Origin of the sequence: Glycomyces artemisiae, from assembly GCF_003002955.1 — a bacterium.
Classification (GTDB): domain Bacteria; phylum Actinomycetota; class Actinomycetes; order Mycobacteriales; family Micromonosporaceae; genus Glycomyces; species Glycomyces artemisiae.
In genome coordinates this window covers 859,036-874,579 of sequence record NZ_PVTJ01000001.1, presented here as the reverse complement: position 1 = coordinate 874,579, position 15,544 = coordinate 859,036, and the positions used below count along the sequence as shown (strand labels likewise).

The window sequence follows — 15,544 nt, the reverse complement described above, 5'->3', positions numbered from 1 at the left end:
GGATATTCAGCCTTTGATCGCGCCGGAGGTGAGGCCGGCGACGATCTGGCGGTTGAAGAAGGCGTACATGACGAGCGGCGGGATGGTGATGAGCAGGATGTCCATGAACAGCAGGTTCCACTCGGTCGTGTACTGGCTCCTGAAGTTGTAGAGGGTGAGCTGGACGGTGGCGTGGTCGTCGCCGGGCAGGAAGTACAGCGGGTTCTGGAAGTCGTTGAAGACGGCCACGGACTGGACGATCACGGCGGTGACGATCACGGATCTGAGCAGCGGGAACACGACCTGGAAGAACAGGCGCACGGGCCCGGCGCCGTCGATGACGGCGGCCTCGTCGAGTTCGCGCGGGATGGTGGCGACGAAGGCGCGGAAGAGCAGGACGCAGAAGGAGAGCCCGTAGGCGACTTCGATGAGGACGAGCCCGTGGAGGGTCCGGAACAGGCCGAGCCCCTGGAGGACCCAGATGGTGGGGACGACCGCGGGCGGGATGATGAGCCCGGCGAGGACGAGCGCGTTCAGCCAGGGCGTCAGGCGGTTCGGGCGCCGCTGCATGACGTACCCGACCATGGCCGCGAGGACGACCATGACGGCGACGCTCGCGACGGTGAGGATCGTGGAGTTCACGAACGCGCCCAGCAGCATGTAGTCGCGTTCGCGGATGACCGCGAGGAAGTTCTCCCAGATCGCCCACTCGGTGGGGAGCGTGAACTCCCGCAGGGCCGCTTCGCCGCGGGTCTTGGACGCGGTGAGGACGATGAACGCGAACGGGACGAGGAAGACCACCGCGGAGACGATGATCGCGATCGTGCCGGAGAGGACCCCGGCGGTGCGGCGGCGCCTCAACGGTCCACCTCCTTGCGGTTGAGCTTCCAGTAGAGCGGGACCATGAACGCGGCCACGATGAGGAACAGGACCACGTTCCCGGCGCTGGACAGGCCCCAGAACCCGGCCTGGTACTGCTTGAAGATCACCGAGGCGACGACGTCGGAGGTGAACCCGGGGCCGCCCTGGGTCATGGCCCAGATGAGGTCGAACGACCTGAGGCCGCCGATGAGCGACAGCACGATGACGGTGGCGGTGGCGGGCCGCATGAGCGGGAGGGTGATGTGCCGCAGCCGCTGCGCGCTCGTGGCGCCGTCGACGCGGGCGGCCTCGAAGTACTCCTGCGGGATCGCCACGACCCCGGCGATGTAGATCAGGGTCGCCAGGCCCACGCCCTTCCAGACGTCCACGAGCGCAACCGATATGAGGGCGAGGCTCGGGTCGGTGAGCCAGCCGGGCCCGTCGACGCCGAACAGCGCGAGCGCCTGGTTGACGAGCCCGTCGCCGGGGTCCATGAGCACGGTGAAGGTGATGCCGACGCCGACGGTGCTCACCAGGGTCGGGAAGAACACGACGGAGCGCAGGTACCCGCGGGCGATGATCTGCGAGGTCAGGAACACCGCGAGGAGCAGCCCGAGGACCACTTTCAGCCCGGAGGTGAGCACGCCGTAGACGAAGGTGTTCACCAGGCCCTGGAACAGGTAGGGCTCGCTGAAGAACAGTGCGAAGTTCTCGAAGCCGATGAACTCGGTCCCGGAGAGGTTCCAGCGCGTGAACGCGAAGTAGAAGGACGCGATCGTGGGGGCGATGAACAGGACGCCGTAGACGACGCCCGCGGGGAGGTAGAACCAGAGCGGGTAGTGGCTCCGGTGGCCGCGGCGCCGCCGTGGCGGCGCCGCGGTTGCCGTGGTCGCCATGGGGCCTACCAGCCTTCGAGGCCGAGCTGCTGCGCCTGCTTCTTGACGTCCTCGTCGTAGAGCGACGCGGCGTCGGCGGCGGTGCGGATGCCGGAGCCGACCTCGACGGTGATCTGCTCCAGGGCCGGGCCCTTGACCGGGGACAGGAACTCCAGGGCCGGTGCGGTGAGCCCGGAGTCGAAGTAGGACTGGAGCTGGGCCACGGCCGGGGGCACGTCCTCGGGGACGGTGCAGCCCTCGATGAAGTACGGGCCGATGACGCTGGCGCCGGCGGTCTGCGCGTCGCAGCCCTCGGTGCTGGCGACGAACGCCAGGAAGTCCTTCGCCGCACCTTGATCCTCAGTGGACTGCGGGAGGTAGAGCGCACCGGGCAGCCAGGTCGTGAGGCCCGCGTTCGCGGCGTCGGTCCCCGGCAGGGCGAAGAAGCCGATGCCGTCCAGCGCATCGGGATCGGTCGCCTCGATCTCGGTGAGCGCGGTGGTGAGCATCGGGTAGTGGACGCCCTCGCCCGCGGCGAGCGCGGCGAGCCCCTCGTTGTAGGTGAGGGACGCGAAGTCCTCGTTGAGGTACCCGGCCTCGGCGACCTCCTGGAGGTGCTCGAACCCGGCGGCGGCCGCGGGCGTGTCGGCGAAGTGCTTCTCGTTGGCGGTGTACGCCTCGGCCCAGTCCGGTTCGGCCGCGAGGACGTTGTAGTTGTCGGCGAGCACGAACAGCTGCGAGGTCCACGCGGACTCGGTGCCGTAGGTCTGGATGACCGGCGCGCGGCCCCCCGCGTCGAGGATCGCCTGGTTGTTCGCCATGAACTCGTCCCAGGTGGTCGGCACTTCGAGCCCGAGCTCCTCGTAGGCGGCGAGGTCGTAGAGGACGCCGCCGCCGACGGCGTGGCCGACGGGGACGCCGTAGAGCGCGTCGCCCGCGCTCACGCCGTCCTTGAAGGTGTCCGTCACGACGTCCATGTAGGACTCGCCCGCGAGGTCGACGAGGGTCTGGTCCGGCGCGAGCGCCTGGAGGAGCGACCCGGAGTTGTAGAAGAACAGGTCGGGCATGTCGCCGGTCTGCAAGCGGGTCTTGACGATGTTGTCGCCCTCGCTGCCGCCGGGGCGCAGCTCCAGCTCGATCTCGACGTCCGGGTTCGCTTCCGTGTACGCGTCGACCAGGGCCTGCATGAGCTGGCCGGTGGCCTCGGAGTTGTCGATGAGGATGTTCAGGGTCCCGTCGTCGCCGCCGCCGGTGGAGCACCCGGTGAGGGCGAGTCCGGCGGAGAGGGCGACCACGGCGACGCCTGCGGAGCTGTACATGTGCGGAGTGGCTCCGGCCGCGGTGCGGCGGAGGGGTCGAGTCGGGAACATGGTCGTGACCTCCATTGGTGACGCCATTGGAACGATTCATTCCAGAGGGATTGCATGGTGCGGTTGTGGATCGGTGATGGTCAGGTCCTGCCGACCGCGCGCAGGCGCGGGGCCCCGCCCCGCGGGCGGGGCGGTCTGGTGCTGGTGCGGACCACGAGTTCGGGCCGCACCGTCTCGTGCCGGGGCTCGGCGCGCCCGGCGATGCGTTCGAGCAGCAGCTCGGCGGCGAGGCGGCCCATGCGTTCGCCGTGCTGGTCGACGGTGGTGAGCGAGATGCCCGGGTGGGCGGCGATCTCGACGTCGTCGTACCCGGCGACCGAGACGTCGGCCGGGGTGAGCCCGGCGTCGGCCACGGCGTGCATGACCCCCAGGGCCGGTTCGTCGTGCGAGGCGAACACCGCGGTCGGGCGGTCCGCCTCGGCCAGGAGCCCCAGCGCCACGCGCCGCGACTCGGGCTGGCCGTTCGGGGAGCCCACGACGCGGATGCGGTCGCCGAGGCCGGCCTCCTGCATCGCGTCCCGGTAGGCGGCGAGCCGGATCGCCTGCGGCGCACCCGATTCGATCCCGGCGAGACCGGCGGCGGGGGTCAGGTGCGCGATGTCGCGGTGCCCCAGGTCGAGCAGGTGCCGCATGACCTGGCGCGCGCCGTCCTCGTCGTCGCTGACGACTGCGTCGTATTTCGGCGAGCGGTCGTGGCGGCCGATCATGACCACCGGGACGTGGTCGGCCAGCGCCTCCAGCCATTCGGGGTCGACCAGCGGCGAGACCGCGATGACCCCGTCGACCTGCCGGTCCACCAGCGCCTGGATGGCGCGGTAGCCCTCGCCGTGCTCGGGGTCGGCCGGGGCGATGATGAGCCGGTAGGGCGAGCCCGAGAGCGCGGCCGTGGCGCCCGCGAGGAGCTTGGGGAAGAACGGGTTCGACAGTTCGGGGATCTCGATCCCGACGGTGAACGTCTTCCCGCGCATGCCCCGGGCCGAGACGCTCGGGCGGTAGCCGAGCTTCTCGATCGCTTCGGTCACACGGGCTTTCATCGCGGGGCTGACGCCGTACGCGTTCCGGATGACCTTGGAGACCGCCGCCCGGGAGACGCCCGCTTCGCGCGCGACGTCCTCGATGGTGACCGAGCCGGCCGACGGACGCGATGCCACTGGGAGCCTCCCTGGGGTTTGGGTGTAGATCAATCTACACAGACTGTAGACCGATCTACAAGAGGGAGGCTCGCACTTTCTTCCGTGGGAGCGCGGCCTGTTTCGGCTAGTCGCGGGCCCAGGCGCCGGGGCCCCCGGCCAGGACGACCGCGCCGGTCTCCAGGTCGGCGACGGCGGCGTCGGCCACGTGCTGCGCGAACTGCTCGACGGTGAGGAGCCCGCCCGCGGCCTCGCGGCGCTGCGCGATGGTGCCGGGCTGGGCGCGTTCGAGGAGGGTCGCGGTGATGGTCCCTTCGATCATGTCGCCGGAGACCGTCACGAAGTCGACGCCGCGGGCGGTGAACTCGGGGAGCATCGCGAGCAGGGCGTCCTCGCCCGCGCGCTTGGAGCGGGCGACGGGCGCGTAGACCGCGAGCTCCTCGGTGGCCGCGAAGTGGGCCTGGTGGCTGGTGACGTAGACGATGCGGCCGCCCTTGGGCAGCAAGGGGAGTGCCCGGGCGGCGAGGTCCACTTGGGCGTCGCGGTTCAGGCGCAGCGCGTAGTCGGGGTCGACGTCCTTCTCCAGGCCGCCGGAGGCGTTGAGGACGAGCACGTCGAGGCGCTCGATCCCGGCGAAGAGGCGGTCGAGGTCGGCGGCGGCGGTGATGTCGGCCTGCACGGCGGCCGCGGAGCCGCCCGCCCCGGTGATGGCGTCGACGACGGCGTTCGCGCGCTTCGCCTTGTCGCGGTAGTTGACCAGGACGTGCGCGCCCTCGGCGGCGAGGAGGCGCGCGGTGGCCGCGCCGATGCCGCGCGACGCTCCGGTGATGAGCGCGGTGGTGTCCGTCAGCTGTCCCAATGCCCTGGCCTCTCGTGAAGGGTGGAATCCGGAGGACAGCGTAAGAGGCCCGCCGCGAACGGCGGGCCTCCAGTGGGGCGCGTGTGACTCGCTAGCCGATGCCCATGGCCTTGGCGGTGAGCTCGACCGAGGCGATCCGGTCGGGCACCTCCTCGGTGTAGTGGACGGTGATGAGCTCGTCGGCGCCGGTGGCGGCGGCGAAGGACTCCAGGAACGCGCGCACGTCCTCGGGGCCGCCGACCGCGGTGTAGCGGGCCATCGAGTTGAGCTGGTCACCCGCGGGCGAGGCCAGGAACTCGTCGATCTCGTCGTCGGTGTACTCGCGCCCGACCGGGCCGCGGGCGATGAACGCGCGGGCGCGGTTGCGGAAGGCGATGCGGCGCTGGGCTTCCGCGTCCGCGGGGTCCTCGGCGGCGAACACGTTGACGCCCGCGATGACGTACGGCTCGGGGACCTGCTCGGAGGGCCGGAACTGCTCGCGGTAGACCGCGATCGCCTCGTGGAGCGCGTCGGGCGCGAAGTGCGAGGCGAACGCGTACGGCAGGCCGAGGCTCGCGGCGAGCTGCGCGCCGAACAGCGAGGAGCCCAGGAGGTACAGGGGCACTTCGGTCTCGGCGGTGGGCACGGCCTGGACGCCCTCGATGAGGGACTTGCCGCGCAGGTAGCCCTGGAGTTCGAGGACGTCTTGCGGGAACGTGTCGGAGGAGGTGGCGTCGCGGCGGATGGCGCGCATGGTCTGCCGGTCGGTGCCGGGGGCGCGGCCCAGGCCGAGGTCGATGCGGCCGGGGAAGAGGGATTCGAGGGTGCCGAACTGCTCGGCGATGACGAGCGGGGAGTGGTTGGGCAGCATGATGCCGCCCGCGCCGAGGCGGATGGTCTCGGTGTGCTCGGCGACGTGGCCGATGACGAGGCTGGTGGCGCTCGACGCGATGGTCGGCATGGAGTGGTGCTCGGCGTACCAGACGCGCTCGTAGCCGGTGCGCTCGGCGGCGCGCGCGAGTTCGACGCTCGCGGCGAAGCTGTCGCGTGCGGTCCGTCCGGGCGCGATCGGCGCGAGGTCGAGGATCGACAGGGCTACGGGCATGGACGGCCGCCTTTCGGAGGAAGTTCGGGTTCGCCCTTCGGGCAACGCTCCCCGGGGCCCCGGCAATCCCGGACCGGGGTCCGTTTCCGGCATGACCCTCGTCACCGGCCGCGGCCGTGCGGCCCGGTCAGTCCTCTTCGCCGAGGTGCGGCGCCTTCTCGTGGACGAGGTCGCCGTAGTCGGGGTGGCGCTCGATCCACCCGGCGTAGAACGGGCACACGGGGTGGACCCGCGCCCCCGCGGTGCGCGCGGCGTCGAGGGAGGTGCGGACCAGGGCCGTCCCGATCCCGGCGCCCTCGCGCTCGACTTCGGTGTGGAAGAACGTGATCGCGCCGTCGTGGCGCTTGTACTGCGCGAACCCGACCAGTTCCCCGTCGATGCGGGCCTCCCAGCGCTGCTGGTCGGGGGCATCGGTGACTACCACGGTCATGAGCGCTCCTTCGCGTCTCGGGCGTCCTGCGGACCACCCTAGTTCGGTTCCCCGGAGGGGTTACCCAGAAGGAGCGAGTTCCTTCCACACCGCGGGCCACCACTGCTCGGCCTGGAACGCGAACGGGTCGACGGACCGGAGCGTCGCGCGCAGGCCCGGGTTGAGGACGCCTGCGAGATCGGCGGCGCCGCGGTGCTTCTTCGCGGCCTCGATCTGCCACAGGAACTCCACGAACCAGCGGTAGGAGGAGTTCACGCCGCGTACGCCGCGGCTGCGCCGGTCGAACTGGAGGACCTCGCCCGAGGCCGGGTCGAGGACGTACAGCAGGTTCGCGGAGCCGGGGACCGTGCCGAGGAGGATCAGCCGCATGTCGACGGTGACGTCGCCGGCCTGGAGCTCGATCACCGCGAACGGCTGCAGCGGCTCGGGCGCGCCGTCGGCGTCGTACACGCCGGGCACGAGCCGGGGCACCCAGTCGTCCTCGGGGAGTCCGGCGGCCGGGACGCCGAGTTCGAGGAGCCCGGCGCGCGGGAGTTCCATGAGGTCGTCTGGGCCCCAGACGAACGCGGTCTTGTCGGAGGGCGGCGCGGCGGTCATGGTCGGCCCGCCTGCTCTGCCGCGAGGCGGATCGAGGCGGTGGCCATGTGGACGGCCATCGCGGAGGCGGCGGCGTCGTGGTCGCGGGAGGTCACGGCGCGCAGGATCGCGTCGTGCTCGTCGAGGGCGGTGCGGGCCTCCTCGTCGCCGGAGACGGCGCGGTCGGCGTAGACCTGGAGGAGGGAGCGCACCACGTCGAGGAGGTCGATGAGGACCTCGTTGCCCGCGGCGCGGGCGAGCCCGTTGTGGAAGTCGCGGTCGGCCTCGGCGAAGGCGGCCAGGTCCTCGGATTCGCGCATGCGCGCCACGTGCCCGGCGAGCGCGGCGAGGTCGTCCTCGGTGGCGTTCGAGGCGGCGAGGCGGGCCACGTAGATCTCCAGGCCCGAGCGCAGTTCGAGGAGTTCGTCAGTCTTGCGGCGGCCGATGAGCAGGCCCCAGCGCAGGGTCTGCGGGAGCAGTTCGGAGGCGGTGCCGCGCAGGTAGGTGCCCGAGCCTGGGCGCACGTCGACGATGCCGAGGAGTTCGAGCGCGGCGAGGGCCTCGCGCACGGCGGAGCGGCCGACGCCGAGGGTGGTGGCGAGCTGGCGCTCGGCGGGCAGGCGCGTCCCGGGCTCGATGGATCCGCTGGTGAACAGGTCGAGGAGCTGGCGCGCGACCTCCGAGACCGGGCTGCTGCTCGGCAGGGCGCCGAGCGAGGCGGCGATGTCGGCGGCGCGGTCTCCTGGGTAGGCGGGCATGGATGAAACTTACCGTCCTTTTGCGCGGCGAAACCACCCTTCCGCCCCGAGTGCGACGCCGGTCTAGTTGCGGTCCAGGCGGTCAGGGGCCGGTCGGGGGATTCCCGGCAACGGCTGCGAGCTGCCGGAACATTACAGAATGATCAACATGTGGGACTCCGTGTTGCAATTGGTCAACCGGTTCGCCAATATGGGAGACGCCCCCAGTGTCATCAGAGCCGATGTCAGGAGACACCGTGAACCGGTCAGCAGCCCCCGAAGCGCCGCCCGTAGCCCGCAGCGCCATCCGCAAGGTCTCGATCCGCCTCGTGCCGTTCGTCGCCTTGATGTTCTTCATCAACTACCTCGACCGCACCGCGATCGGGTTCGCCGCACCGAACGGCATGAACGGGGACCTGGCGCTCTCCGCCGCCCAGTTCGGCTTCGCGTCCGGCGTGTTCTTCATCGGCTACATCATCCTGGAAGTGCCGTCCAACCTGGCGCTCCACAAGTTCGGCGCCCGCCGCTGGCTCGCCCGCATCATGATCAGCTGGGGCGTCGTCGCGCTCCTGTTCACGTGGGTGCAGAACTTCGAGCAGCTCGTGGCCCTCCGCTTCCTCCTCGGCGTCGCCGAGGCCGGCTTCTTCCCCGGCGCGATCCTGTTCCTGAGCCTGTGGGTGCCCTCGCAGTACCGCGGCCGCATCCTCATGCTGTTCTACCTGGCCCAGCCCCTGACGACGGTGATCGGCGCGCCCCTGGCGGGCGCCCTCATCCAGCAGCACGGCGTGTTCTTCGGCCTCGAAGGCTGGCGCTTCATGTTCATGGGCGTGGCGATCCCCGCGATCGTCGTCGGGATCATCGCCTGGTTCTACCTCAAGGACAAGCCCGCCGACGCCAAGTGGCTCACCCCCGAGGAGCAGACCTGGCTCACCGGCGCCCTCGAAGCCGAGCGCGAGACCACCGAGGCGAGCGAAAAGCACCCGTCCGTGCGGCACGCCTTCAAGAGCGGACGCGTCTGGACGCTGTCCTTCATCTACTTCGGCTTCATCTACGGCCTGTACGCCCTCGCGTTCTTCCTGCCCACGATCATCGACGGGTTCCAGGCCGCGGCCGGCACCGAGTTCGACGTGTTCGAGAAGGGCCTCATCACCGCGATCCCGTACCTGCCCGCGGCCGTGGTCATGTACTTCTGGTCCAAGGACGCCTCGAAGCGCGGCCTCAAGACCTGGCACATCGCCGTCCCGGCCATGCTCGGCGCGGCCTCGATCCCGCTGGCGCTGCTCGTGGACTCCCCCGCGGCGACCATCGCGGTCATCACCGTGACGGCCTGCGCGATCTTCGCGGCGCTCCCGAACTTCTGGACGCTCCCGACCCGGTTCCTGACCGGCGCCGCCGCCGCGGCGGGCGTCGCGCTCATCAACACGGTCGGCAACCTCGCCGGGTTCAGCGCCCCGTACGTCACCGGCGCGATCCACGACTGGACCGGCGGGTACGAGACCGCGATGGCCGTGGTCGGCGGGTTCATGCTCCTGTCGGCGGTGCTCATGGTGGCGCTCGCGCGCCGCGGGAAGTCCGCGACCGCACCGGACCTTGAGGAGGCGGGCGCGCGATGACCCGGATCTGGAACGACCCCGCCGACTTCGCCGACGAGATGACCGACGGCTTCGCGGCCGCGAACGGCCGTCACGTGCAGCGCGTGACCGGCGGCGTCGTCCGCTCCACCGAGTCGCCGCGCGGCCAGGTCGCCGTCGTGGTCGGCGGCGGGTCCGGGCACTACCCGGCGTTCGGCGGCCTCGTCGGCCAGGGCCTCGCGCACGGCGCGGCCATGGGCAACCTGTTCGCCTCGCCTTCGGCGCAGCAGATCCAGGCGGTCGCGAAGGCCGCCGACAACGGCGGCGGCGTCCTGTTCACCTACGGGAACTACGCCGGGGACGTGCTCAACTTCGACGCGGCCCAGGAGCGCCTGCGCGCCGAAGGCATCCCGTGCGCGACGGTGGCCGTCACCGACGACATCTTCAGCGCCGCACCGGAAGAACGCCACAAGCGGCGCGGCATCGCCGGGGACCTCGCGGTCTTCCGCATCGCCGCCGCCGCTGCCGAGGCCGGGAACGACCTCGCCGGGGTCGAGCGCCTCGCGCGGCTCGCCAACGAGCGCACCCGTTCGATCGGCGTCGCGTTCTCCGGCTGCACGCTCCCCGGCGCCGAGGAGCCGCTGTTCTCGGTCCCCGAGGGCCGCATGGCGGTCGGGCTCGGCATCCACGGCGAGCCCGGCATCGACGAGACTGACATTCCGACCGCCGACGGCCTCGCGGAACTGCTCGTCGCCAAGCTCCTGGAGGAGGTCCCCGAGGGGATCGCCGCCGCGGGCGCGCGGGTCGTGCCGATCCTCAACGGGCTCGGCTCACTGAAATACGAGGAGCTGTTCGTCGTCTACCGGCGGGTCGCCCAGCTGCTTGAGGCGGCGGGACTCGTCATCGTGGACCCGCACGTGGGCGAGTACTGCACGAGCTTCGACATGGCCGGGACCTCGCTCACCCTGTTCTGGCTCGACGACGAACTCGAAGCGCTGTGGGAGACCCCCGTTGACGCCCCGGCCTACCGCCGCGGGTCCGTCACGCCTGCACAGCTCAAGGCCGCCAACGGGAACGGTGCCGCGGATGCGGACGCCGTCCCCGAATCCGACGAGGCGTCCCGGGAGGCCGCGGGCACGGTCCGCGCCGCCCTGGAGGTCATCGCCGCCACCGTCGACGCCAATGTGGACGAACTCGGCCGCATCGACGCCGTCGCCGGAGACGGCGACCACGGGATCGGCATGCAGCGCGGCGCGAAGGCCGCGCTCGCCGCTGGTTCAGCCGCAAGCGGGGCCGGCGCGGGCACCACCCTGGCCCGTGCCGCCGCGGCGTGGGCCGACAAGGCCGGGGGCACCTCCGGCGCGCTGTGGGGCGTGATCCTCACCGGCGTCGCCGAACGCCTGGGCGACCACGGGAAGCCCACGGCAGCCGACGTCGCCGCCGGAGTGGCCGACGGCGCCAAGGGCGTCATGGACTACGGCAAGGCCGAGGTCGGCGACAAGACCCTTGTGGACGCGCTCGTGCCGTTCGCCGAAGCCTTGCAGCGCAACGCAGACGCCGGAGCGGATCTCCCCACCGCGTGGAAAGCCGCCGCCGAGGACGCCTCGCGCGCCGCGAAAGCCACCGCGGAGCTCCTGCCCCGCATGGGCCGCGCCCGCCCGCACGCCGAGAAGAGCCTCGGCACCCCCGACCCGGGCGCGCACTCCCTCGCGCTGATCGCCACCGCGATCGGCGAACTGTTCGAAGGAAGGAACCACCATGCCTGAGCCCCTGCGTACTGCGCCGCTGCGCATCGTCGTCGGCAGCGACGACGCCGGCTTCGACTACAAGGAGATCCTCAAGCGGGACCTCGAAGGCCACGCCGGTGTCGCGTCCGTAGTGGACGTCGGCGTGGACGCCGAGGGCCACACCCCGTACCCGAAGGTCGCCATCGAGGCGGCCCAGCGCGTCGCCGACGGCGAGGCCGACCGGGCCCTCCTCATCTGCGGCACCGGCCTCGGGGTCGCCATCGCCGCCAACAAGGTCCCCGGCATCCGGGCCGCCACGGCCCACGACAGCTTCTCCGTCGAGCGGAGCGTCCTCTCCAACGACGCCCAGGTCCTCACCATGGGCCAGCGCGTGATCGGCGTCGAGCTGGCGCGGCGCCTGGTCCGCGAGTGGCTCGACTACCGCTTCGACCCGCAGAGCGCCTCGGCCGAGAAGGTCGCGGTCATCGGCGAGTTCGAGACGACCGGGTCCTGCTGATGGCGCCGGTGGTGGTCGGGGTGAGCCTGAAGATGTACTTCGGGCACGCCGCAGCGAAGGACTGGTTCGCGCGCGTCGCCGACCGCGTGCGCTCGCACCCGGGCCTGGCCTCGGGCGCGGTCGAGCTGTTCGTGATCCCGACCTACCTCCAGATCCTTCCCGCGCGCGACGCGTTCGCAGGGTCGCCGGTCCGGATCGGCGCGCAGGACGTGGCCGTCGCGGACTCGGGCCCGTTCACCGGCGAAGTGAGCGCGGCCGAGCTCGCGGAGGTCGGGGTGTCCATTGCGGAGATCGGGCACGCCGAGCGCCGCCGCCTGTTCGGCGAGACCGACGACGCGGTGGCGGCGAAGGCTGCGGCTTCGCTGCGCGGCGGCGTGACGCCGCTGGTGTGCGTCGGCGAAGCGGAACGCTTGGGCCCCAAGGCCGCCGCGGCCGCGACGGTGGCGCAGCTGCGTCGGAGCCTGTCGGGCGCACCGGCCGGGCCGGTCGTGGTCGCGTACGAGCCTGTGTGGGCGATCGGCGCGTCCGAGCCCGCTCCGGTGGAGCACATCGCGGCGGTGACGACGGCCTTGCGTATGGCGCTGGACATCGCGCCCGACCGCGCGGGCTCCTCGGTGATCTACGGCGGTTCGGCGGGTCCGGGCCTGCTGACCGAGCTGGGGCGGTCGGTCGACGGCCTGTTCCTGGGCCGGTTCGCGCACGACCCGGAGAACCTGGCGGCGGTGCTCGACGAGGCGACGGCACTCGCTGAAACCAGGGTGGCGTCATGATCGGGCTGGGGAGCTACGCCTTCTTCTGGCAGCACTCGGACCGGGTCGAGCGCCCGCTGTCCTTGATTGACGAGTTCGAGGCGACCCGCGAACTCGACGTGGACCTCTTCCAGATCTGCGACTACGCGCCGCTCGAAGGCATGACCGACCGGGAACTGAAGGACGCCGCGGGTGCGGCCCGCGACCTGGGCCTCCAGATCGAGCTGGGCACCAAGGGAATCGAGCCCGAGCACCTGTCCCGCTTCCTGGCCCTCGCCGAAATCTTTGAAGCGAAGCTGGTGCGGAGCATGGTCACCGGCCCGGACTCGGCGCCGACCCTCCCGCAGGCGCTCGCCTGGCTGACCGAAGCGCTCCCGGCCTACGAATCCCAGGGCGTCACGCTCGCCCTCGAAACGTACGAGCAGGTATCGACCAAGGACCTAGTCGAATTGGTAGCCGCGACCGGCAGCCCCAACATCGGCGTCTGCCTCGACCCGGCCAACGTGGTCGCGAGGCTGGAGCGGCCGACGGAGGTCGTGGAGCTCGCGGCGCCCGTCACGGTCAACGTGCACGCCAAGGACTTCGCGTTCGCCAGGCAGGACGGCTGGGTGGGGTTCACCTACTCGGGCGCGGCGATGGGGACCGGCCTGCACGACTACCCGCACCTGCTGCGGGAGGTGCGCCCGCGCGAGCGGGGCGTCAACGAGATCGTCGAGCACTGGCTGCCGTGGCAGGGCGGCGCCGAAGCGACCGTCCGCGCCGAGCAGGCCTGGACACGAACCACAGTGGACTATTTGAGGAGCATCCGATGAGCACCGAGACCTACAACATCGCCGTGATCGGGGCGGGCGGCAAGATGGGCATGCGCGTCTCCGACAACCTGGTGAAGACCGCGCACACCGTCGCCTACGTGGAGAACTCCCCCGCTGGACGCCAGCGCACGACCGACGCGGGCCGCGAGCTGACCGACCTGGCCGCGGCCGTGGCCGACGCCGACATCGTGGTCCTCGCCGTCCCTGACCTGGCACTCCAGTCGGTCACGGCCGAGGCGGTGCCGCTCATGAAGTCCGGCGCGATCGCCCTGACCCTGGACCCGGCCGCCGCCTACGCGGGGCTGCTTACCAAGCGCGACGACGTCGTGCAGGCCGTGGCCCACCCGTGCCACCCGTCGATCTTCTTGCAGCGCACCACGCCCGAGGAGTACGCGGACACCTTCGGCGGCATCGCGGCCCCCCAGGACGCCATCGCCGCGGTCGAGTCCGACGACCCGGCCGCGAAGGCCCTCGTGGAGGCGACCGTGCGCGCGATCTACGCGCCGGTGATCGACGTCCACTGGGTGACGGTGAAGCAGCTCGCGCAGCTGGAGCCGACCCTGGTCGAGACCATCGCGTGCATGGTCGGCGCGCTCCTGAAGGAGTCCCTCGACGAGGCCGTCAACACGATGGGCGTCCCCGAGGCCGCCGCCCGCTCGATCCTCTTGGGCCACACCCAGGTCGCCCTGGCGAACGGCCTCCGCGGCGACAACCCGTTCAGCGAGGCGTGCCTCATCGCCATGGACTACGGCCGCGAGTCGATCATCAAGGAGGACTGGAAGAAGATCTTCCGGGACGACGAGCTCGACAAGAACCTCGCCCGCATGCTCCACCTCGACAAGATCGAGCGCTAGAAGACCCGAAAGGTCCCGGCCGCCGAAAGGTCAAGACGTGTGCGGCGCCCGGGACCTTTCGCCTGCCCGGAAAACCTAAGCGCTCCAAGGGATCTGCGCCAGCGCGGCCACGCCCGCGACGAGCCCGCCGACGGCGGCGAGGGCGACCACCGCGCAGCCGCCTCCGGTCGCGGTGTTGGTGCGGGCGGTGAAGCGCCGCACCAAGTCGTCGCGGTGGTCGTCGAGGTAGAACAGGCCCTCCTGCGTCGGCGAGAACCCGTCCCGCACCGGGAAGACGACCCAGCCCCGGATCGGCGGGCACACGACCAGCAGCGCCTGGCTCGATGCCGTCATCGTCCGCAGCAGCTTCGCGGCCTGCGCCTCGGTGCTGGCCTCGTGGCCGAAGTCCAGTGCCTGCTGCAGGTACTCCCGTGCCGCGGCCTGCGTGTCGTACAGATGGTCCTCGACGTCGATCACGAACCCGGGCACCCCGTCCACGCGCGGCGCGATCTCGCCCACGGCCCATTTCATCACCATGTCCGCCTCCTCATACCTTGCCTTCGACTGGAAGCCGAACGGTAGGAGCAGGCGTCATCGATCCGTCATCGCCGACCGCCCCGCCGACGTGACGAAACGCGCTGAAACACGCTGACGCCGGTCTGAGCTTCGGTCGGTAGCATGGCGCGCATGCTTCCCGCCTGGCTCGATCCCGAGCATCTGCTCACCGCCTTCGGGCCGTACGTCGTGGTCGGGCTGTGCCTGGTCATCTTCGCGGAGAGCTCGGTCTTCCCGGTGCTGCCGGGCGACTCGCTCCTGTTCACCGCAGGCCTGTTCGTGACGCAGGGGGCCATCGCCGCGCCGCTGTGGATCGTGTGCGTCCTGGCGACCGCGGCGGCCGTGGTCGGGAACGTCGTGGGGTACTTCATCGGCTTCAAGGCGGGTCCGGCGCTGTTCCGGCGGCCGGATTCGCGGTTCTTCAAGCGCGAGCACGTCGAGAAGACTCACGCGTTCCTTGAGAAGCACGGCCCGAAGGCGATCATCTTGGCGCGCTTCGTGCCGTTCGTGCGGACCTTCATCACCTGGATCGCCGGGATCGGCCGCATGGACCCGCGGAAGTTCTTCCTGCACTCCACGATCGGCGGCGTGGCCTGGGCCGCCGGGATCATCCTCCTCGGCGCCGCCCTCGGCAACATCCCGGCGATCGGCGAGCACATCGAGTCGATCTTCATCCTCATCGTGCTCGTCTCGGTGATCCCCATGGTGATCGAGGCGATCCGCGCCCGCCGCAACAAGCCCGCCCTCGCCGCCGACGCGACGATGATCCTCCACCTCCCCCGCCCCGCGGCCCCTGACGACACGGTCCAGCTCACCGCCGTCCGTCCCGGCCGACGCCGCCCGTAGCCCGACCGGTTTCAGATACAAGTTGACATTCGA

At 71.1% G+C, this 15,544-nt stretch carries 17 protein-coding genes; 7 read left to right on the top strand and 10 right to left on the bottom strand.

The genetic code is table 11. The features are described from left to right. Positions 1-6 precede the first annotated feature (6 nt). The 9 genes from B0I28_RS04180 to B0I28_RS04140 all read right to left on the bottom strand — a co-directional run bounded on the left by B0I28_RS04180 (position 7) and on the right by B0I28_RS04140 (position 7,922). A complete protein-coding gene (locus tag B0I28_RS04180) occupies positions 7-840 on the bottom strand; it encodes a carbohydrate ABC transporter permease (protein WP_106362514.1) in 834 nt (277 codons plus the stop codon). Further along, positions 837-1,736, bottom strand: coding sequence for a carbohydrate ABC transporter permease (locus B0I28_RS04175; protein ID WP_106362513.1), 900 nt, complete (start codon positions 1,734-1,736; stop codon positions 837-839). Before B0I28_RS04175 ends, B0I28_RS04180 begins: the two co-directional genes overlap by 4 nt. A 5-nt stretch (positions 1,737-1,741) precedes the next feature. Next, complete coding sequence (locus B0I28_RS04170) at positions 1,742-3,034, bottom strand: ABC transporter substrate-binding protein (protein ID WP_106362634.1); 1,293 nt, start codon at positions 3,032-3,034, stop codon at positions 1,742-1,744. 131 nt (positions 3,035-3,165) lie between these two features. Beyond that, on the bottom strand, positions 3,166-4,236 hold the full coding sequence (locus tag B0I28_RS04165) for a LacI family DNA-binding transcriptional regulator (protein ID WP_106362512.1): 1,071 nt from the start codon (positions 4,234-4,236) through the stop codon (positions 3,166-3,168). Positions 4,237-4,342: 106 nt separating this feature from the next. Beyond that, complete coding sequence (locus B0I28_RS04160) at positions 4,343-5,074, bottom strand: SDR family oxidoreductase (RefSeq protein WP_106362511.1); 732 nt, start codon at positions 5,072-5,074, stop codon at positions 4,343-4,345. A gap of 91 nt (positions 5,075-5,165) precedes the next feature. Then, entirely contained in the window at positions 5,166-6,158 is a 993-nt protein-coding gene (locus tag B0I28_RS04155) for an LLM class flavin-dependent oxidoreductase (RefSeq protein ID WP_106362510.1), read from the bottom strand. 127 nt (positions 6,159-6,285) lie between these two features. Then, positions 6,286-6,588, bottom strand: a complete 303-nt coding sequence (locus tag B0I28_RS04150) for a GNAT family N-acetyltransferase (protein WP_106362509.1) — start codon at positions 6,586-6,588, stop codon at positions 6,286-6,288. 60 nt (positions 6,589-6,648) lie between these two features. Continuing rightward, positions 6,649-7,185, bottom strand: coding sequence for an SUKH-4 family immunity protein (locus tag B0I28_RS04145; RefSeq protein WP_106362508.1), 537 nt, complete (start codon positions 7,183-7,185; stop codon positions 6,649-6,651). Then, complete coding sequence (locus B0I28_RS04140; RefSeq protein WP_106362507.1) at positions 7,182-7,922, bottom strand: FadR/GntR family transcriptional regulator; 741 nt, start codon at positions 7,920-7,922, stop codon at positions 7,182-7,184. Before B0I28_RS04140 ends, B0I28_RS04145 begins: the two co-directional genes overlap by 4 nt. Before the next feature lie 221 nt (positions 7,923-8,143). On the opposite strand from B0I28_RS04140, the gene B0I28_RS04135 reads away from it, so the two are divergent. The 6 genes from B0I28_RS04135 to B0I28_RS04110 are packed head-to-tail and all read left to right on the top strand — an operon-like array spanning position 8,144 to position 14,131. Next, positions 8,144-9,514: an MFS transporter gene (locus tag B0I28_RS04135; protein WP_106362506.1), complete on the top strand. Its 1,371-nt coding sequence runs from the start codon at positions 8,144-8,146 to the stop codon at positions 9,512-9,514. Continuing rightward, positions 9,511-11,238: a dihydroxyacetone kinase family protein gene (locus B0I28_RS04130; RefSeq protein WP_106362505.1), complete on the top strand. Its 1,728-nt coding sequence runs from the start codon at positions 9,511-9,513 to the stop codon at positions 11,236-11,238. Before B0I28_RS04135 ends, B0I28_RS04130 begins: the two co-directional genes overlap by 4 nt. Then, positions 11,231-11,716 (top strand): ribose-5-phosphate isomerase, encoded by a 486-nt coding sequence (locus B0I28_RS04125; protein WP_106362504.1) that lies wholly within the window; start codon positions 11,231-11,233, stop codon positions 11,714-11,716. The genes B0I28_RS04130 and B0I28_RS04125 overlap by 8 nt, the downstream gene beginning before the upstream one ends. Beyond that, complete coding sequence (locus B0I28_RS04120; RefSeq protein WP_106362503.1) at positions 11,716-12,486, top strand: triose-phosphate isomerase family protein; 771 nt, start codon at positions 11,716-11,718, stop codon at positions 12,484-12,486. The genes B0I28_RS04125 and B0I28_RS04120 overlap by 1 nt, the downstream gene beginning before the upstream one ends. After that, a complete protein-coding gene (locus B0I28_RS04115) occupies positions 12,483-13,277 on the top strand; it encodes a sugar phosphate isomerase/epimerase family protein (RefSeq protein WP_106362502.1) in 795 nt (264 codons plus the stop codon). The genes B0I28_RS04120 and B0I28_RS04115 overlap by 4 nt, the downstream gene beginning before the upstream one ends. Beyond that, on the top strand, positions 13,274-14,131 hold the full coding sequence (locus B0I28_RS04110) for a phosphogluconate dehydrogenase C-terminal domain-containing protein (RefSeq protein ID WP_106362501.1): 858 nt from the start codon (positions 13,274-13,276) through the stop codon (positions 14,129-14,131). The genes B0I28_RS04115 and B0I28_RS04110 overlap by 4 nt, the downstream gene beginning before the upstream one ends. Positions 14,132-14,206: 75 nt before the next feature. On the opposite strand, the gene B0I28_RS04105 is transcribed toward B0I28_RS04110, so the two are convergent. After that, complete coding sequence (locus B0I28_RS04105) at positions 14,207-14,647, bottom strand: hypothetical protein (RefSeq protein WP_106362500.1); 441 nt, start codon at positions 14,645-14,647, stop codon at positions 14,207-14,209. A gap of 150 nt (positions 14,648-14,797) precedes the next feature. On the opposite strand from B0I28_RS04105, the gene B0I28_RS04100 reads away from it, so the two are divergent. Further along, the gene (locus tag B0I28_RS04100) at positions 14,798-15,511 is read left to right on the top strand and encodes a DedA family protein (RefSeq protein ID WP_219926533.1); all 714 of its coding nucleotides are present in this window, start codon (positions 14,798-14,800) and stop codon (positions 15,509-15,511) included. The last annotated feature ends 33 nt before the right edge of the window (positions 15,512-15,544 follow it).